This window comes from Microbulbifer okhotskensis (genome assembly GCF_023895975.1).
GTDB lineage: Bacteria > Pseudomonadota > Gammaproteobacteria > Pseudomonadales > Cellvibrionaceae > Microbulbifer > Microbulbifer okhotskensis.
The window spans coordinates 1-19,937 of record NZ_JALBWM010000077.1 but is presented as its reverse complement, the minus strand read 5'-3'; the positions used below and the strand labels follow the sequence as shown (position 1 = coordinate 19,937).

Sequence of the window (19,937 nt, the reverse complement as noted above, 5' to 3'; positions counted from 1 at the left end):
TCTGGCCGTGGTTCCTACCTATTTCGCCCCCTAAAACTGTCCGAAGTATTGCAATTAAAAACATTAAATATCTATTTTCCTGTGACATGGCATCCAACGGCACAGACCTATGTAGCATCAACCCCTTTAAATTAAGCTTCTCTCTGAAAAACACCTAACTGAAGTGCACATAATTTTAGCCTTAGATAAGACTGAGAGCTGAATAGTGCGAAAGCCAAAAAGGAAAGATAAAGCAAACTCTTAGCCTGAAGGGGCCAGTTCATGCCGGTGATGCCCGAGTAGATGCAACAGGAATCTCAACAGTCTTGGAAGTAACTTGAGCTTACCTGAGAAAGAATATAAAGCCAGATTTATACGTAATCGACTAGAATTAATTAAGCTTGCGCCGGCTCACCACCGACGCTGATAAAAAATAGTAGCGGACACACCGATTAATTCTCGGCTTGGGCAAACACCTTCACTGGGGAAGCTGGGCGAGGAAAAAGTCCCTAAGGTTTTCTCCCATCACTTTGCGAATTTCTGTTTCTGCAAACCCCTGGCGAAGCATTTCTTCGGTGAGCACCCCCAGCTCACTCACATCAAACGTGACCTTAACACTGCCGTCGTAATCCGACCCCAGCGCGACATGATCAACCCCCAAGATATCGATTGCATACCGGATCGATTTAACAATATGTTTCGGGCTAGCGTCACAGACGGCACCGAGCCAAAAACCAATGCCGATCAAGCCGCCGTTTGCTGCAATCTCTTTCATCAGATCATCGCTGATATTGCGTGGCGAATCGCAGGCTCCTTGCATCCCGGTATGGGAGATAATCAGAGGGCGATCGATGATCGCTATGACTTCCCGAACCACTTGCTCAGATGAATGCGCCACATCGATCACTATTGATCGCCTGCTCATCTCCTTGACTGCCAAACGACCAAACTCACTCAAGCCCTGCCCGCTTTCACCATGCAGCGACCCACCAAGTCGGTTATCAAAGAAATGCTGTAAGCCCATCACTCGAAAACCGGCGTCATACAAGACGCCAATATTTTCAAGTTTCCCCTCCAAAGGGTGGGAGCCCTCTGTTCCGAGTAGCGCGGCCAATAGCTTATCGCCCCGCTCTCTTGCCGATAGCGCTGCCTGTAAGTCAGCAGCGCTCTCAATGATGCGAATTTCTTCAGGCACGGACTTCTGTAACTGCTTGACTCGATCAGCATGATGGAGAGCACGCTCAAGTAGGCTACCCCAAGTACTGATTGGCCAACCCTGAGCAACTGCCAATAACGTGATGTTATCTCCCGCTTGACTGGAGTTTTTGCTGTAATTTTGACCTCGCGGAGACTTGGTTACCGCAGTAAAAACCTGGATTCCAAGGTTACCCTTGCGAGCTCGGGGCAAGTCCAAGTGGCCATAGTCTGCTTCATACTGCAGATTCCGCGCCCATAAAAAGCTATCTGCATGCAGATCACCAATCAGCAAGGACCCATGCAGAGCCTGCACCTCTGGAGACAGGGGTGAAATCCGCATACCACCCACTTTGTTCATTGTTTGCTCAACTCCAGGGAGTAATAGCCATTTCCAGCCCGCGAATAATATCGCGACAACTGTGGTCAGAGTGATAAGCCATTTTTTCATGGGTCTTTTCCAGTCATTCATAGTCATAGGGGAATTTATATCGCGAGGCAGTGTCTTGCGCCTAGCTACAAACAACGGAAATCGAGGAACCGAGTGCCCCTCAACGCCAACTATCTACTGGAAGGCTTAAAGTGCAGACTCAAGAAGAACCTATCGCCGGTTTTACCGGAAGACAAAAATACCAAGGACATTCAGTGACAAATTTATTTCACCTCAGCCTTTTGGCACTAATCAGTTTACTCATAGGTGGTTGCACTGCCCTCTCCCCAAACTTTCAACAGCCTGAAATTGAAATCGTTGGATTGGAGCCACTTCCCTCCGTAGCTGGTACTGAATTACGCTTTCGAATTCATCTGCGAGTATTCAATCCTAACAACCATGAGCTGGCCCTTTCTGGACTTTACTATAAGCTCAGCCTCGCTGGGCATAAGGTCATGACTGGGACCTCTAACAACCTGTTGCCAGTTGCTCCTTACGGGCAAGATGATATCTCAGTAGATGCTACGGCCAGCTGGATGGGGTCTTTATTTGCGGCGGCAGAGTTGATTAACCGGGGACAGCAATCCGTTCCCTATGAACTTCAAGCAAAGCTGGGGCTCAGCAGGTCCATAGTGCCGTCAATTACTGTCCGTCGCAGTGGCAAGGTTCGCTTAGGCCAGTATCAGCCCCTCTATAATTGATCAAATTCCAATCTGACGAGGGGCGTTGAGCAACGACTCAATGCCCCCAATCACCGACCTTATCAGCCCCTGGAATCTGGTATTGCAAATACTCTTTCACAGTAAAAGGCATAGCCTCAATAACGGCATTGACCCGCTCGGCAATCGCCTTTGTCTCAGGGCGCGCATTGGCAAGGCCGGTATAGGGTATACCCTTACCGCTAGGCACATCCGGATACTTTCTCTTGAACAGTTGATGGCGCGCAACCATATGATTGAATTGCCCCTGAGTATGAATTAGAGGCACCAATTGCGGATGCTCTTCGCGGGGGTCCATGTACAAGTCGTAGTACGCCTCCGGCATTCCAGAGGCGGCAACGTCTCCAGCCCCCAACCAGTGGCGTTTATAGCGGCCTTTTACCGTCGCTCCCAGCTCCTTACCGCTATAGATAAACACATAGTCGCGCCGACTGTGGGTATCGCCGTTTAGAAACAGGGCGGTCTGATTCAGTCCATCTACCACGCGATCAGTGGGAATAAATCGCTCGGCACCTGCCAGATTCGCAAAGGTCGTATAGAGATCGGTAATATGAATAATATCGCCCACGGTTTGCGCCGGCTTGATCATTCCAGGCCACCAGGCAAACGCGGGCACACGGACACCCCCTTCGGTAAAATCCCCTTTACCGCCACGGTACAACATGGGCAACATCCCCCACCCTGCCGGTGGGCTGTGCACCATAGGACCATTGTCCGCCAATGCTACAAAAACAGTGTTCTCAGCAATACCCAGGCTTTTCATCTCCTCCATAAGACTTCCAACAAATTGGTCCACGGCTGGAAACGCATCGGCAACCATCAACCCGGCAACCGAAGGCTTAGGATTGTACCTCGCCATAAAATTTAGGAAATTGGGCCAATAAGCCACGAAAAATGGTCGCTTCTCTTCGGCATTCCGGCGGATAAATGCCAGCGTCCTCCGCTCAGCTTCCGGGTCGAATTTGGCAAAACATTCATTAGAGGTTCCGCACCATTCCCGCCCCTCTTGTCCCTTCCGGCCCTCTATATTCATCACCCAGCCTGCAGGTATCAAGCCGGGGCTGTCCAATTGATAGGGGTCTGGTGGATAGATTTCAGGAAACATCCCCAACACTGCATTGGCCGCATTAGCCTGCGGGTTGTACAGAGAAGTAATTTGATTCATGGGCGTAAACAAGGCTTCATCGAAACCCTGATTATGCAAGTAACTCTCTTCAATATCCCCTAGGTGACCCTTGCCAAAGAAGCCTGTCGCGTAACCCGCTTTGGAGAGCACTTCTGCAATAGTGACTTCACCGGCGCGAAGACCGGAAAACTCATGGGGCATGCCGACTTCCCCCATGCCATGGCGCACGGGATGCCGGCCTGTCAGCGCGGCAGCACGAGTTGGCGTACAGGAGGGCTCCGTGTACATACGAGTAAAGTTAATACCTTCCGCAGCCATTTTATTGATGTTAGGGGTCGAATAGCCGAAGTTTTTTTGTAGTGCCGGAAAACCTACTGCGCCAAAAGCGGTGTCGTCCCAAAGGAGAAATACAATATTGGGAGGCTGGCCATACTTTTGCCGAAGCTGCTGGAGCCGTTGTTGAATTTCAGCATCTTCCTGCTCCCAGCGATCGCCATTTTGCATTTTGAGAATATAGTATTCAGCGTCGTGAGTGACTTGGGCCTGAGTACTGAAGGAAATGAGTAACGTCCAGAGGACAATAAGCAGCTTTTTCACGGATATGCACTTCCCTAAAATCGTAGAAAATCATCTACCAATTTAGAGGAGCGTAGGACATTTGGTGGGATTGCAACGCCTCTATGGACGGGGGAAATCACAAGTAGGGGGTGCTGTTGGAGGCACCCCCTACTTGTCGCTAAATTCGCTCAACTTCACTTTACGTCAAAAAGAATAACCGTACCGCTCTTATTTACCGTGGCTATCTGCCATCAGCACAGGCCAGGCTGCGCGTAAATACATCACCATAGTCCACAGGGTAAGCGCCGCTGCAATATAGAGTAATAGGTAACCGATGGTTTCCATAACGGGAAAATCTCTCACATCAAATGCTAGCAATACAATAATTGCCGCCATTTGAGCCGTTGTCTTGATCTTCCCGACATAGGACACCGCAACACTACCTCGCTGCCCCAACTCTGCCATCCACTCACGCAACCCGGAAACGGCAATCTCCCGACAAATAATGACTGCGGCTGCAATGGTAAACAGGGCATTATTGTGCAATCCCACCAGCAGAACCAAAGCAGTGGCAACCATTAATTTATCTGCCACCGGATCGAGAAAAGCTCCCAAAGCTGTGCTTTGATTTAATTTTCTGGCCAGATAACCATCCAGCCAATCTGTCGCTGCAGCAATCGCAAAAATGACAGCAGAAGCAATGTAACTCCACTTGTACGGTAAATAGAAAACCAAAACGAAAAAAGGGATCAATGCAACGCGTAGTAGTGTCAGTTGATTGGCGATTGTCATACTTTTCTCTATTTTTACGGAACGCGTACGTTATCAAGCCGCCGCGCAAAATGAAACGCTTTCTAAAAAACTGGCCAATTTGTCGGCAGTCCGTTCGTTTACTACTCGTTGTGCAGTGCCGAGTATATATCCTCAGCCAGTTTGCGGCTGATGCCGTCCACACTGGCGATTTCCGTTACTGTTGCCCGCTTTATTTCTTGCAGCCCACCGAAATGTCGTAAGAGTGCCCTCCTGCGGGTCGGACCAATACCAGCAATACCTTCCAGCGGTGACTCGCGCCTTTTTTTATCCCGTCTGGCCCTGTGGCCGGCGATGGCAAACCGGTGCGCTTCATCTCTCACCTGTTGAATCAAGTGCAAAGCTGAGGAGTCGGCGGAGAGTACAAGTTCTTTGTTACTGGAGACCACATGCAAGATCTCAAAGCCCGCCTTGCGTGTGGTGCCCTTGGCAACGCCAATAATCTGTACACCGACAACCCCCAAGTCATTTAGCGCTTCTACCGCTTGTGTCACCTGCCCCTTGCCACCGTCAATCAACAGAATATTGGGGAACTTGCCCTCGCCGTCGGAAAGTCGAGTGTAACGACGCCTCAGCGCTTGAGACATCGCTGCATAGTCATCACCCCCCTCGATGCCTTCGATATTAAATCGGCGGTAATCTGATTTGACTGGGCCACCGGTATCGAACACCACGCAGGAAGCGACTGTCGCCTCTCCCGAAGAATGGCTGATATCGAAGCACTCTAGACGCTCTGGTAGTTGCTCCAGGCTGAGTACCTCCTGCAAGACTTCAAAACGGCTGAACAGTTTCTGTTGGGCTGCAGTACGGCTGCTCAAGTTCTGCTGCGCGGCCTGCTGCGCCATCTCAACCCAAGTCGCTCGCTTTCCGCGCAACTTATGGGTGATACGCACCTCTCGGCCACTTTGTTCACCCATTGCTTGTTGCAGAGGAGGCAAATCCTGCAATAACTCTGAAACCAGGATCTCACGAGGGATTTCTCTCGGCCCGCCCAGATAGAACTGCGGCACAAACGCCGACAATAGCTCCGCAGGCGTTAGTCCGAGCTTTTCGCTGGGAAAGTAACTCCGACTGCCAAGAATCCGTCCCTGCCGCACGAACAGGACATGCACGCAGCAGCTGCCCCCCTCACTGGCGATGCCCAACACATCGACATCCCCACTAGCCCCCTCTGCCACCTGATCGGCCTGCAAGCGTCGCAGAGCAGACACTTGATCCCGCAGGCGGGCCGCCTTTTCAAATTCGAGCGCCCTGGAGGCCTCATCCATTTGATCGGCCAGCTCGCGAATAATATTGTCACTTTTCCCGGTCAGGAACATCTCGGCGTGGCGCACATCCTCGCGGTAGTCCGCCTCAGAAATAAATTCCACACAGGGCGCGGTACAACGTTCAATCTGGTATTGGAGGCAAGGGCGTGAGCGATTGCGAAATACGCTGTCTTCACAAGAGCGGATACGAAAAATTTTCTGCAAAAAATTCAGACTATCCCGAACCGAGGAAGCATTGGGGAAAGGGCCAAAATATCGGCCTTTTTTCCGCTTGGTTCCACGATGAAAAGCGATTCGGGGGAAGGTGTCATTACTGGAGAGAAAAATATAAGGGTAGCCCTTATCATCCTTCAACATCACATTGTAAGGCGGGCGCTGGGCCTTGATCAGACTTTGTTCAAGTACCAGAGCCTCGGTTTCACTACGTGTAACTGTGACTTCAATATTACCAATACGCTGTACCAGCGCCATGGTCTTGGTGGTGAGGCCGGAGCTGCGGAAGTAACTCGACAACCGGTTGCGAAGATTTTTCGCCTTCCCCACGTAGAGAATCTTGTTATCGGCGTCAAACATCTGATAGACGCCAGGCTTGCGAGTTACCGTCGCGAGGAAACGCTTGCTGTCAAACATCTGGCAACCGGTATCAATATTTGGGGGAAATCACCCACTGGGCACTTAAAGTGCGGCTTCTGGATCGAGAATCTGATACTTAACAGCAAGCAGAGTTAACTCCACATCGCTATTAATATTCAGCTTCTCAAAAATTCGGTAACGATAACTGTTAATCGTTTTCGGGCTGACCGACAGAGATTTTGCAATCTCTGCAACCTTTGCACCATTGACGATCATATCGGCAGTCTGCAACTCACGCTTGGAAAGTTTCTCGAAGGGGGATTGCTGATCATCCTGCCCGCTGACACCTCGCATCGCCATTTTAGTAGCCATGGAATTACTGATAAATACACCGCCGGAAATCACCGTGCGAATTGCGCGGACCATTTCTTCCAGGTCAGCGCCCTTGGTCACATAGCCCATGGCACCCGCTTGCATCAATCGGCCCGGGAACAAATCGTCATCGAGCGCACTCACCGCGATGACCTTGGCCTCTGGGCAACGGTGAAGTAGCTTTCGAGTTGCCTCCAAGCCGCCCATGCCCGGCATTTTTACATCCATCAGAATGACATCAACCTCAGTTTTACGAACAAACTCTAGCGCCTCCTCGCCACAGTTAGCCTCCCCGACAACCTCTAAACCCTCAACATCACCCAACATGCGCGAAATACCCATTCGCACAAGATCGTGATCATCCACCACTAAGACTTTGATCAAGCTATCCCCAACTACGGATAAATGCAGTGGCTGCGCTGCGCATACATCCCCATCGCACGAGCCCTATAAACTGCGTTCTTCTTTTTTTCTCACGAGGAAACTACCTCGCGCAGGTTCCCCCAGGAACCCTATCGCAACATACCAGACAAAAACGCTACTGCAAAGCAGAAGCGCCGTTTCAAATGCTGCCGAAAAGACATTTGGCCACAGGATCTTACTACCTATATAACGATTAATTATAGCGTAAAAACGTAACAATTGATTTTTCTGCGATACGAACGAGCTATTACGCAATAATTGCAAAGATGCCCTCATTTTATCGCAGATAATATGGAGAAAAAGAATTGGAATATAAACAAGAGCATGGCGAAATAAACAGTTATAACAGAAAAATTCGCAACAACTAGAACAATCCCCTATTGGCAATCACCGCGGCTGTTCGCCCCCAAATTCGTAGAAAAAAGGCCTGCTATTGGTTACCTGTACAATGCGCCAATCAAAAAGAATCAATAGGGAAAGTAGCGCAGCAGCGACAACCCAATGGCTATCCGCACTCGCAAAACATCCAGTGGGGGTTAAGGGTAGTAACGTGGTTCCGGCTCTAAGGTAACCCCAAATTTATCCTGAACGTCAGAGGCAATTGCTTCGGCCAGTCGAGTTACCTCATCCCCCCGTCCGCGGCCGGGATTAACCAGAACCAGCGCCTGCTGATGATGAACTCCCACAGCCTCGTAGCGCTTACCCCGCCAACCGGCTCGGTCAATAAGCCACCCTGCAGCCAACTTCCAACCATCACCACTGGCATAGGCCACAAGGTCCGGATGTGTCGACTTTAAATTGTGATAAATGTCCGCAGCCACTACTGGGTTTTTAAAAAAACTGCCCGCATTGGGAATTTTTTCTGGTAGGGGTAACTTACTGTTTCGAATATCGATGATCGCACTGGCAACCTGTTCGGGAGTCAGATCGTTAATATCCCACTGGCTGCTGACAATCAATTGCTGCAAAGCCGGATAGGAAACTCTCGGCTGCCAATTATCGGAAAGGCGAAGACTGACTTGCGTAATAATATATTGATCGCGCAATCGCCCTTTGAAGACACTATCCCTGTATGCGAACTCACAATCCGATGCAGAAAAGGTATGCAGCTCCCCCGATGAAATTTCCATCGCTTGCAGGCCAACAAAGCAATCACACAGCTCTACTCCATAAGCGCCAATATTTTGAATCGGTGCTGCGCCCACCTTACCGGGAATCAATGCGAGATTTTCAAGGCCACCTATACCGCGCTCGACAGCAGTCATCACCAGCTGGTGCCACCCCTCCCCCGCCGCAGCCTCAATATAACCACCACGGCCATTTGACGTCAGGGAAAGCCCACGCAAGCTCACCTGGATAGCCAGCCCCGGAAAGTCACCGGTCAGCACGATATTGCTGCCGCCCCCCAGAGGTAGTATCGGCAAACCCTTTTCTTTCGCAAAGCTCAGCGCTTCACGCAGCTCATCCAGAGTTTGTATACGAGCAAAGAAAGCAGCCCTCGCTGAGATAGCCAGGGTATTGTGGGGCTGCAAATCGGTATTGGTTTCAATCATTGGTTTCTGGACTAGGCAAGTATTTCCCGCATGCGTCGGAGATCCTGCTCGGTGTCCACACCTCCCGGAACTTCAACACAGGCATCCGCAACGTGAATCTCCTGATCGTGATGCAAGAAGCGCAACTGCTCCAGAGCTTCAAATTGCTCTATCGGCGCCACTGGCCAGGAAACAAATTGCCGCAACAAAGCAACACGGTAAGCATAGATGCCAATATGGCGGCGTGGTTCCAAGCCCTCAGGCAACTCACGGCTGTCCAAGGCAAAAGCATCCCGGGGCCAGGGGATGGGAGCACGGGAAAAATATCTAGCCAACCCAGTCTCACCCGCAACCACTTTGACGATATTCGGGTTGCAGAAATCCTCAGCTGAATGAATGGGTTCAGCCAGTGTCGCTACACCCGCGCGTTCACTCGCCGCTAGGTTCGCAGCCACCTGATTAATCACCTCTGCAGGAATCAGCGGTTCATCGCCCTGCACGTTGACCAGGATACGATCATCGGCGAGGTCGAGATTGAGCGCCACTTCCTGCAGGCGGTCCGTGCCGGACACATGCTCAGGTGAAGTCATACAAACTTCGGCACCAAAGCCGCGAGCGACTTCCGCCACTCGGCTATCATCCGTGGCAATAATCGCGCGCTCAGCGGCGCTCTCACAAGCGCGCTCATACACGTGTTGCACCATTGGCTTTCCGCCAATATCTGCCAGTGGCTTACCCGGCAGACGGCTGGAGCCAAAGCGAGCGGGAATGATTACGTCGAAGGAACAATTACTTTTCATTTTCGTAAAACTGTTGCAAGTGCTTGTGCACTTTCTGATAAAAAAGATCTGGCAGTTTGGCCTGTACCTGAAGAGCCCACCAGTGGCTCTCCCAAAAATCACGGCATTTCACCGCATCTTTCATTGTCATAATCACCGGTGTTTCCCCATCGAAATGCAGTTCCTGCGGACTGAATTGATGGTGGTCGTCAAATGGCTGCTCCGTCACTTCGAATCCGAGCTCACTCAGGGAGCGGAAGAATCGCTGCGGGTTGCCAATGGCCGCAACCCCATGACAGGGCCCCGGCCGCGGCCCTGACGGCAAGTGTAGTGTTGAAGTCTGATCGAGGTTAAATTGATGCCAACAGGAGGGTTCCAATGTCATTTGGAGTTGCAACAGCCCGCCACATTGATCTTTGACCCTGGCATCAGGCTCTCCGTTACTCACCAGCATATCGACGCTCTGCAAACGCATCACGGGCTCCCTTAAAGGGCCTCTGGGCAGCATATGACCGTTGCCCAAACCTCGGTGGCCATCGACAACACAAATTTCAAAACTGCGCCACAGACTGTAGTGTTGCAGGCCGTCATCCGACAAAATAACATCGCACTGGTGGTAGTCGATCAGTGCCTGGGCTGCCTCGGTGCGTTTGGGGGAGACCATCACCGGCACCCCCGTAATCAAGTGCAGCATCAGAGGCTCATCGCCAGATTCCAGGGGGTGTGATTGCGCTGTTACCTGGTAGGGATACTTCTCGGCACGCCCACCATAGCCGCGGCTAATAATACCGGGGTTGCAACCGCGCTCTTTCAACCAGCGAGCCAGCTCCGCCACCAGCGGCGTTTTACCTGCGCCACCGACAGTAATATTGCCGACCACAATCACCGGTACCGAGAGGGGTTCCGGTGGCGTACGGGAACTCATCGCCCGCCGCCGCTTACTGACTCCACCGTAAAGCAATTCCAGTGGCGTGAGCAGAGAGAGTGAGCGACCCTCGCCGGTTTCGGGGTACCAGCGTTTGTTAAACCAGTCTTCCAGTGACATCCAGGTGCCCTACCCCATTGTTTGCTGCTGCAGCAGAGAAGCATATCTCCCGCCCTGTGAGAGCAGCTCTGCATGATTACCACTCTCCACAATACGGCCCTTTTCCATCACCAGGATACGATCGGCATTCTCAATCGTGCTTAAACGGTGTGCGATAACAAACGTAGTGCGGTTCTTCATGACTTCCGTCAGCGCCGCCTGGATATGGCGCTCCGATTCATTATCCAGAGCCGAAGTAGCCTCATCCAAAATCAGTATGGGTGCATCTTTGAGCAAGGCGCGGGCAATCGATAGACGCTGCCTTTGGCCACCAGACAACATCTGTGCATTATCACCCAGCACAGTATCCTGCCCCTGCGGCAGCTCCCCGATAAACTGAGACGCATGCGCTTGTTCGATAGCGCGCAGTACATTTTCCCTGGGCGCATGTTCCAGTTCACCGTAAGCGATATTACGGTAGACACTGTCGTTAAATAGGACAATATTTTGTGACACCATACTGATATGGCGGCGCAACTCTTTAAGGGGGACCGCAGAAATATCGGCGCCATCCACCAGGATACGACCGCCAGTGGGCTCGTAGAAGCGCGCGAGCAAACTCACCAGCGTACTCTTACCTGAACCAGAGGCACCTACCAGTGCCACGGTCTCGCCGGGCTCTACTGAGAAACTGATACCAGATAATACTCTAGGTGCCGCAGGGTCATAGCTAAATTCAAGCGCTTCAAAGGTTACGGTTCCACGCACCGGTTTGGGGAGCGCCAAATCCCCACCTTGACTCTCCTTGGGCGCATCCATCACTTCAAAAATACTCTCTGCTGCCGCAATACCTTTTTGAATGTCAGCAAAAACTTCAGAGAGGCTACGCACAGGTTTTGCCAGGGACGCTGCTGCACCAATATAAGCCGCAAAAACACCAGCCGTCATGGATTCCACCATGCCGGGCGCCAATGCCAACCACACAATGGTTGCTGTGGAAAACCCGACCAGAATTTGGATGACAGAAACACTGGTGTTATTGGCCACCACGAGCTTCATAAATTGTCGGCGGTTGTTATCACTGGCCGAATGGAAGCGTGATTTTTCATAATCCTGCCCCCCGTACATGCGCACTACCTGATAGCCGTTAATTGCCTCCTGCGTGACATGGGTCACATCGCCCATGGAATTCTGGATACGGTGGCTTAATTTACGGAAGCGCTTGCCCACAATCCGGACAATAAATGCGATCAATGGTGCGAAGATGAAGAAGGTTAAAGTCAGCTTCCAATTCACCAACAGCAAGTAAGTCAAAAGGCCGATAACCGTAAAAGATTCCCGGAATAACACCTTCACTGCTTTGGTAATGGAATTGGTAACCTGCTCCACATTGTAAGAAACCTTGGAAATCAGATAAGCACTGGTGTAGCGGTCAAAATAAGCGCTGGGCAGCTGGCCAATTTTTTCAAACAACTGCGCGCGCAGCTGGTGAATCACCGCGCGCCCCACATAGGCCATACCATAGCTACCGACAAAATTACCAATTGCTCTGAGTACGATGATGATCAGCATCGCAAAGGGTACCAGCCAGCGGGCTGTATCCTGCGGCATAACCCCAGCGGGGTAATGAGAGGCAACGACTCTCGATAAAAAGCCCCGACTTTCTTGAATACCAGCGCCCACGGCATCGAGCAAGAGCTCAGTCACCGCAATCAGACTGACACCCATAATGGAAAACAGGAAAAAACCCAGTACCGCAACCCCAAAAATAGCCAGGTGCGGACGGGCATAAACGAGCAAGCGGCGATACGTTTGCGCCCCCCGCTGCGGTTTGCTCGGGGGCGTATTTACTTTCTTCATACAGACCAATAGCTGTACCCACTTCAGATGAAGCGAGTCTGCGCAGAAACCCCAGGTAAGTCAGGCCCCTCTAAGGGCTCCGCGCTAGTTTTCTTCCGGCTGCCGTGTCGTAATGCTCAGGTTGACAAAACCCAGCTGTCCAGCGGCATCCATTGCTCGAACCACGGCCTGGTGATGAGCGGTGGCGTCGGCAGTTATCACGAGCGGGCGATTGTACTCGCCAGCGGAAACTTCCGACAGCGCAGATTTAAGGGTACTGAGCTTTTTGTTGATCAAAGCTTGACCATCGACCGCATAAGAACCATCGGCGCTGATCAAAATTTCCACAGCTATTGATTGCTCTTCTGCCTGGGGGCCTGCAGCCTCCGGCAAGTTCAGCTTGAGGTGGCTCTCTTTGGTAAAGGTGGTGGACACCATAAAGAAAATCAGTAACAGGAATACCACATCAATCAGCGGCGTCAGATTGACTCCATCCTGCTCTTTGGCTTGGCGACGGAATTGCATGGGTTGCTACTCCGCTCAGGCTGCATCTTCGATTTTGCGGTCGCTATGTAAAGCATCGACAAGCTTTACGGCTTCCTGCTCCATCGCCACTACAATCGTATCGACACGACGCTGGAAATATCTGTGCGCCATCAGTGCCGGAATCGCACAGGCCAAGCCCGCTGCCGTGGTGATTAGAGCCTGGCTAATTCCGCCGGCCAGAACCCCCGCATTACCAGTGCCCTCAAGCATAATCGCGTTGAATACCTGGATCATACCCAGCACAGTACCCAACAGACCAATCAGCGGTGCCACAGCGGCGATAGTGCCGAGAGCTCCGAGGTAGTGCTCAAGCTCATGGACCACCTGGCTCGCGGTTTCCTCAATACTGTCTTTCATTACCTCACGACCGTGACGGGAATTGGACAGGCCTGAGGCAAAAATTCTTCCCAGCGGGCTGGAATCGCGCAGCTCTTTCAGCTTATCCGCGTTGACCTGGTTATTTTTGAGCCACCCCCACACATCCCCTAATAGGGTGCGCGGGGCAATGCGCCGTGGGCTCAAGGTCCAAATGCGCTCAATACAAATAGCAATAACCGCTATAGAACAGAACAGGATTGGCAGCATCAGCCAACCACCGGATTTAAAGATATCTAACACTTTTTTTGCCCCAGACAACCAGAGGTTTTTTTGGAAAATTCTTACTGCATCATCGACGCAGAGCAGCACTTTATCACAGCTAATCCCGGCGGCTAAGTCCTCCCGAACTTCCTTGGCCGCCGATGTGACTCGTATACCAAAATCGCGGTGCCCATCGAGCGTGATAAATCACCGGGTCTTTTACACCGCTGCGCCAGCTAAACTCCACAGCACCGCTATCGGCGGTATTGAAAATAGCCACCTGCGCTTTTTGGTAGCGCCGCACCACATCGGGGTGCGGATGCCCAAAGTGATGGCGAAACCCTGCACTGAAGACAACCCGTTTCGGCTTTGCCCATTCAAGCAATGCCGACGATGAAGAAGAACGCGAACCGTGATGAGGAGCTATCAGTACGTCGACTGGCGAAAAATCCGGGTAGCTTTCGTTCAGTTGACGCTCCACCCTTTGGCTGACATCGCCAGTGAGCAATAAACGCACCCCATTCCAAGCAACCAAGACGACGCAACTGTGATCGTTTTCCTCACCGTTCAGAACCTCACCGTCCAACACAGGCTCTTGTGGCCACAGCCAACTGAGGGTAATTTCTCCAAACTGATCAATTCGCCCAGCCATACAGGAGTCGGTGCCGCCATGTACAGGCACCGGTAGATTGTCCACCAATTTTCCAGGTGCGTAGAATCGATTAACTTCTACAGTTCTAAGCAATCCCTCCACACCTCCTGAGTGATCCCGGTCACCATGGCTGACAATCAATGCATCGAGCGCAGTATTCCCCCCTCCATGTAAGTATGCAGCCACGATGGCGCTACCAGCACTCCAGCCCGAGGGTGTCGAAGGCCCGGCATCATAAACAATTTGGGTGTTTTCAGTGCGAATAACCAGTGCCAATCCCTGCCCTACATCCAGAACTGAAAAATCCAAGCGATCCTCAGGTACCGAGAAACCCGCAAACCAGGGATATAAAACAGGCAGCATAAATAGCCAGCCCAAAGGTCGCCCTGGAATGCCTTTTGGCAACAGTAGTAATACCGCACCCAGAGCAGTGATCGCAACAATAAAAAAATGGTTTGGAAGGGCAAGGGGCAGCCAACTCGGCAGGGATTGGTCAAATACCGCCAGCCCACTCATCAACAAATCCAGCTGCCAACCGGCAAACTGGAAACACCAGACACCCAAAGAGGTATCGATGAGTAAGGCACCCAGCATCACTGCAGGGAGAATGATTAGCCCCAACCAGGGGATAGCCACCAAATTGACTAACAGACCTGAAAGGCTAAACCCAGAAAAAAGAACAACCGTAGGGATAAACAAGCCAATGGCCACGATCCACTGGCTGCGGATCAATTGCCACAACGGTTTAGTGGGAATAAAGCGGGAAACTGAGACAGGCTCATCGACCATCCCTGGTGGCCTTTCCTGTCTTTTATTGATAATTACTCGCCCACTAAAACCCAGCAACAGACTCCCAACCGCAACAAAAGACAGCCAAAAACCCGCATTGTAAAACGCCAGGGGCTGCGGAGTTAGTACAGTTGCCAGTGCCAAGAAATAAGCAAAACCCACTCCCACTCTGCGCCGCAAACACCAAGCCAACAAGAATACCCAAGTCATCACCATTGCGCGCTGTGCCGAAAGAGGCGCTCCGGCCAAGAGGGTATAGACCAAGGCCCCTGACAAGGCGAGCACTACAGCCAAACCCGAGTGGGTCACCCCGGAGAAAACACCCACGCTTTTTGCAAGCAGGGTGCCGAGCAGCAGCAGACAAGCAGCAACCATCCCCACATGAAGCCCCGAAATGGCGATCAAGTGCCCAGTACCCGTCCTCCTGAGAAGCTCATTGTCATCGCTGGATATCCAGCTTCTATCCCCCAATAACAAGGCACTGATTAAATCCAATCTCTGCACTGGCAACTGCTGCAATTGAGACCGGAGTGCCGAACGTACATTGATCAGCCCCCTCCCCTGGCTCAGCCACTGGGGAGAGTGGTCATTGGGACGTACATAACCAGTTGCATAGATACCCTCCCGCAATAGCCAGCCCTCATAGTCAAAGGTGTGGGGATTAACGCTGCCTCTAGGGCTTTTGAGGCGTACTGGCAATACCCACTCACTGCCCCCTCGCAGGCGCTGCAGGGTCTGGCTATCGACATTGTACCAAGTGAGATAGAGAAGACTCCCCAAGGGAATGGGTACTTGACGGGTGTCCGGGACAACCGTCACTACACGCGCTCGAAATCGTGCACTTTGACCTGGCGCCCCCCCATCTAAACTACGCGCAACCTTAACCGCCGGCAGCGATACTATTTTCAACTTGAGCACAAAGTCTGAGCTGTGCGCCTCTAGGGGAAGGCGCTGCGCTAGGGCCGTCTCGTTACACCACAGAGCCCAGCCCGCCCCCAGAAATGCGATAACAGGTAGCAGGGCATATCGCCAACGACGCAATAAAGCCCAGGTCACAACCAGTGTAAAAATAAAAAAAACTGCCAGACTGCTTTTATCAGGCAATTCCGGTAGACACCCAAGAGTGACAATTGCCCCCGAATAAACCCATAAGTAGGTAGTGGGCCCCAACCGATCAGAAGCCCAATTCGCCCCAGCTACCACCCTGAACAATAGGTGGCAGAGTGTTTTTACCCCCTCAGTCAAATGCTCCACCCAAGTACTCCCTGTACATATTTCATTCACCGTTCGAGCGGTCAGACAGGGGCTCCATGGGCCCAAGCTAGCCTCACCACAAGGCGCCCAAAACAGCTGGAGAGCTCACTAAACTGACACTGCTGGCACTCACTGGTCATATTTTTTTGAGAAAAATGCCATTTTTAACATGTTTGTAATATTCAAAACGCAGAATCCGCACCAACTCGAGAGACAGCCAACCAGGACGAAAAGGAAGGCACCTCTCAACCAACAAACCATAATCTGTGCGAGACGAATATGAACAAGACCGCTCTCTCTCTGGCCATCGTTGCCATGGTACCCGCTCTGGCCAACGCCCAAGATGAAGGCGAAGTAATCGACTTTTACGGCAAGGCCAACGTCACCTTCCAGGCTGCTGACGAAGGTGACGATTCAGTTACCGACGTTCAGAGCAATGCTTCCCGCCTGGGCGTCAAGGGCGAGATCGCTCTGACTGATGGCATCAAAGGTATCTACCGTATGGAATACCAAGTAGATATGGACGGCGACGCTGACGACACTTTCACCCAGCGCAATATCTACGCTGGGCTGGAAGGCGGCTTCGGTCAGGTAATCGCGGGTAAGTTCGATACCCCCCAGAAAGTTGCCCAAAAGAAAGTTGACCTGTTCAACGATCTGGAAGGCGACATCAAGAGTCTGATCACCAATAGCGACAACCGTGAAGAAGATGCACTGCAATACACTACCCCGTCTTTTGCTGGCTTCAAAGCAGCTGCTGCTTATATCAGCAATAAAGATGAAGTGATCAATGATGACACCGGTGAAGAGCGCAACAATGGCGTTTCCGTATCTGTTGCCTACGATAACAACGGCGTTTATATGGCTTACGCTGTTGATCAGGACGTTGAAGGTCAGGATACCGATGTTCAGCGCTTTGTGGCTCAGTACAACATCGGCCCGGTACAGGTAGGCGCACTGTTCGAAGACCAGGAAGACGCTGATGGATGGATGGGCTCCGTTGCCTACAAAATTGAACAGTGGACCTTGAAAGCTCAGTACGGCCAGTCTGATATCAAGAAAGAAGGTGGCGAGACTTACAGCCTGGGCCTTGACTACAAGTTCAACAGTGCGGCAAAAGTTTTCGGCTTCTACACCGACGAAACTGCTGACGACGATTACGATCGCAGTTACGCTGGTATCGGTGCTGAATACAAGTTCTAATTCCGTTTTATGCGGCGGTCATCCAAATTGGGATTGAGTTGAGCACCGTGTTTTGATGAGAGCTTGAGAAAAAGCGGCCTCTGGCCGCTTTTTCTGTACCTGATAAAAGTGGAAATTAAACTCGCTAAATTACCAGCCGGTCCATGAATCTATTCACTGGTATTTCTTCAAGTTTTTGTTGCCCCTCAAAGATATCAATTATCTTTCTTACCTGATAGCTAGGAAAGCGCGAGTGTAGGTTTGATTTGAACTTTTCCTCCAGTAACGGAATACCCTCCGTACGTCGACGCCTATGCCCCAATGGGTATTCGACTTCAACCTGATCGGTCTTGCTGCCATCTTTAAAAAACACTTGAACCGCATTGGCAATAGATCGCTTCTCTGGCTCCAGGTATTCTTTGGAATAACGCTTATCCTCTACCACTTCAATTTTTTTACGTAGTTCATCAACTTCCGGATGATTCCGATGAAAATCATCTTCATAACACCCAGCGGATAAATCTCCAAACAACAGGCCCACAGCAACGATATATTCAAGGCAATGATCCCTGTCCGCAGCATTAGCCAAGGGGCCTGATTTAGAAATAATACGAATTGCAGACTCATGGGTAGTTACTACAACCTTAACAATTTCTGTAACTTGCCCTTTGATGTTTGGGTGCAGAATAATTGCTGCCTCACAAGCTGTCTGGCTATGGAATTCTGCTGGATAGGAGATTTTGAATAAAATATTCTCAATAACGTAAGAGCCATAACCACGAGGAATGTTAAATTCACGGTCCTCCTGCGCTTTTATCTTTTGATCTGTATTGGTTTTACTGAATGAAACATCGTAGAAACCCCATTGCTTAGCCGTCAATGCACCGGGCACCCCCATCTCCCCACGTAAAACCATTTCAGCCAGACACACTCCCCGGGATGTAGCGTCCCCTGCAGCCCAGGACTTGCGGGAACCGGTATTAGGCGCATGCCGGTAGGTACGCAGCGCACTTCCATCCACCCAGGCGAGAGAGACTGCAGCCATCACTTCCTCCCGGCTGCCCGCATTTAACCAAGCCACCACTGCAGTAGAAGCTACCCGCACTAGCAGTACATGGTCGAGGCCCACACGATTAAAGCTGTTAGCCAATGCCAGGACGCCCTGGATCTCATAGGCTTTAACCATTGCCTCCAGAACTGTATGCATCTTGAGCGGCTCTTCTCCATGTGACAACCTCTTCTGGGACAGGTAATCACAAACCGACAATATGGCACCGAGGTTATCAGATGGATGGCCCCACTCCGCAGCAAGCCAGGTATCGTTGTAATCCAGCCAACGAATTGTGGTGCCAATATTCCATGCAGCCTTTACTGGGTCCATACAAAACTGGGTGCCCGGCACACGAGCTCCATTGGGCACCCAAGTTCCCTCTACCACAGGACCCAACAATTTTGTGCACTCGGGAAAACCTAGCGCCAAACATGCGCAACCCAGGGAATCCATCAGACAATAGCGTGCCGTACGCCAAGCCTCACTTGAATTAACCTTGTAGTTGAGAACGTAATCGGCGATATCTTGAATTACCTGATCATAATCTGGGCGGTCAGTCCGGCTTGTATCGGAGCACATAGCGTTGAGCCTAGCGTTAACGTGAAGGGAAATTAAACAAGCCTAGCTGTTTTCAGTGGTTGCCTTCGATTAGGCCGGGGAAAACTCTAAGCCCAATACTTGGCAGCAAAGTGGGAATATTTCGATGATACCGACGCTTTGTGCGTTAGACTGCCACAATAATTGTTCGGCTAATTACTGGGACTACGAAACCATAATTTGTTAATCTTCCAAAAAACACTGGGAACCGGGGTATTTTAAATTATCTTTTGGGCATATACCTTCTCCACAAACGTCCCAACATTAATCCGCCCAAACTAAACAAGCCCTAGAATCAAACCACATAATTCAAAATCACCGACAGGCATTATTAAATTGTAAGAAACAACCACTAAAACAAAAAGAATAGGTTGCAGGAAAGAAACGATATTATTCCGACAGGGACAAACCTCCAAGAAAATATATTTTATTCACGCTGGCTATGTTCTTATCCATAAGGTAGCTTTTAATGGCAACCTAGGGCTTGTTGACCTGTATGGCCCAGGTCTCGACGGGAAGTCACAGGATGCCGAAGCAGTTGCCAAAATAGGGGGTGAACTTGAAGTAGCCTTTCCTGAAAACCTCGTTACTATGATGCGTTCACTGTCAACACTTCGGACAGTTTCATGCAGCTATAGCCCCATAGTCACTGTACTGCTCG

The 19,937-nt window shown here is 51.1% G+C and carries 15 protein-coding genes; 2 read left to right on the top strand and 13 right to left on the bottom strand.

What is annotated here, in order from left to right; all coding sequences use genetic code 11:
• Positions 1–457 precede the first annotated feature (457 nt).
• Complete coding sequence (locus MO867_RS15440) at positions 458–1,624, bottom strand: dipeptidase (RefSeq protein WP_252470710.1); 1,167 nt, start codon at positions 1,622–1,624, stop codon at positions 458–460.
• 131 nt (positions 1,625–1,755) lie between these two features.
• On the opposite strand from MO867_RS15440, the gene MO867_RS15435 reads away from it, so the two are divergent.
• Positions 1,756–2,304: an LEA/WHy family protein gene (locus tag MO867_RS15435; RefSeq protein ID WP_252470709.1), complete on the top strand. Its 549-nt coding sequence runs from the start codon at positions 1,756–1,758 to the stop codon at positions 2,302–2,304.
• Between the two features lie 37 nt (positions 2,305–2,341).
• Here MO867_RS15435 and MO867_RS15430 read toward each other — a convergent pair whose 3' ends face one another.
• From MO867_RS15430 to MO867_RS15380, 11 genes are all read right to left on the bottom strand, one after another.
• Positions 2,342–4,045 carry a sulfatase-like hydrolase/transferase gene (locus tag MO867_RS15430; protein WP_252470708.1) on the bottom strand — a complete coding sequence of 568 codons (1,704 nt, stop codon included), beginning with the start codon at positions 4,043–4,045 and terminating at the stop codon, positions 2,342–2,344.
• A gap of 189 nt (positions 4,046–4,234) precedes the next feature.
• Positions 4,235–4,798 (bottom strand): CDP-diacylglycerol--glycerol-3-phosphate 3-phosphatidyltransferase, encoded by a 564-nt coding sequence (gene pgsA, locus MO867_RS15425; RefSeq protein WP_252470707.1) that lies wholly within the window; start codon positions 4,796–4,798, stop codon positions 4,235–4,237.
• 101 nt (positions 4,799–4,899) lie between these two features.
• Positions 4,900–6,714, bottom strand: a complete 1,815-nt coding sequence (gene uvrC, locus MO867_RS15420; protein ID WP_252470706.1) for an excinuclease ABC subunit UvrC — start codon at positions 6,712–6,714, stop codon at positions 4,900–4,902.
• A gap of 45 nt (positions 6,715–6,759) precedes the next feature.
• The gene (uvrY, locus tag MO867_RS15415) at positions 6,760–7,413 is read right to left on the bottom strand and encodes a UvrY/SirA/GacA family response regulator transcription factor (RefSeq protein ID WP_252470705.1); all 654 of its coding nucleotides are present in this window, start codon (positions 7,411–7,413) and stop codon (positions 6,760–6,762) included.
• A gap of 575 nt (positions 7,414–7,988) precedes the next feature.
• Positions 7,989–9,005 carry a UDP-N-acetylmuramate dehydrogenase gene (gene murB / locus MO867_RS15410; RefSeq protein WP_252470704.1) on the bottom strand — a complete coding sequence of 339 codons (1,017 nt, stop codon included), beginning with the start codon at positions 9,003–9,005 and terminating at the stop codon, positions 7,989–7,991.
• 11 nt (positions 9,006–9,016) lie between these two features.
• On the bottom strand, positions 9,017–9,784 hold the full coding sequence (kdsB, locus tag MO867_RS15405) for a 3-deoxy-manno-octulosonate cytidylyltransferase (RefSeq protein ID WP_252470703.1): 768 nt from the start codon (positions 9,782–9,784) through the stop codon (positions 9,017–9,019).
• Positions 9,774–10,808, bottom strand: coding sequence for a tetraacyldisaccharide 4'-kinase (lpxK, locus tag MO867_RS15400; protein ID WP_252470702.1), 1,035 nt, complete (start codon positions 10,806–10,808; stop codon positions 9,774–9,776). Before lpxK ends, kdsB begins: the two co-directional genes overlap by 11 nt.
• 9 nt (positions 10,809–10,817) lie before the next feature.
• Positions 10,818–12,647 (bottom strand): lipid A export permease/ATP-binding protein MsbA, encoded by a 1,830-nt coding sequence (gene msbA, locus MO867_RS15395; RefSeq protein WP_252470701.1) that lies wholly within the window; start codon positions 12,645–12,647, stop codon positions 10,818–10,820.
• Positions 12,648–12,731: 84 nt separating this feature from the next.
• Positions 12,732–13,151, bottom strand: a complete 420-nt coding sequence (locus MO867_RS15390; RefSeq protein ID WP_252470700.1) for an ExbD/TolR family protein — start codon at positions 13,149–13,151, stop codon at positions 12,732–12,734.
• 15 nt (positions 13,152–13,166) lie between these two features.
• Positions 13,167–13,790, bottom strand: a complete 624-nt coding sequence (locus MO867_RS15385; RefSeq protein ID WP_252470699.1) for a MotA/TolQ/ExbB proton channel family protein — start codon at positions 13,788–13,790, stop codon at positions 13,167–13,169.
• 79 nt (positions 13,791–13,869) lie between these two features.
• On the bottom strand, positions 13,870–16,296 hold the full coding sequence (locus MO867_RS15380; RefSeq protein ID WP_252470698.1) for a DNA internalization-related competence protein ComEC/Rec2: 2,427 nt from the start codon (positions 16,294–16,296) through the stop codon (positions 13,870–13,872).
• Between the two features lie 429 nt (positions 16,297–16,725).
• Between MO867_RS15380 and MO867_RS15375 the strand changes: the two genes are divergently transcribed.
• Positions 16,726–17,649 carry a porin gene (locus MO867_RS15375; protein WP_252470697.1) on the top strand — a complete coding sequence of 308 codons (924 nt, stop codon included), beginning with the start codon at positions 16,726–16,728 and terminating at the stop codon, positions 17,647–17,649.
• A 124-nt stretch (positions 17,650–17,773) separates the two neighbouring features.
• Here MO867_RS15375 and MO867_RS15370 read toward each other — a convergent pair whose 3' ends face one another.
• A complete protein-coding gene (locus MO867_RS15370) occupies positions 17,774–19,258 on the bottom strand; it encodes a bifunctional 2-methylcitrate dehydratase/aconitate hydratase (RefSeq protein ID WP_252470696.1) in 1,485 nt (494 codons plus the stop codon).
• Between the last annotated feature and the right edge of the window lie 679 nt (positions 19,259–19,937).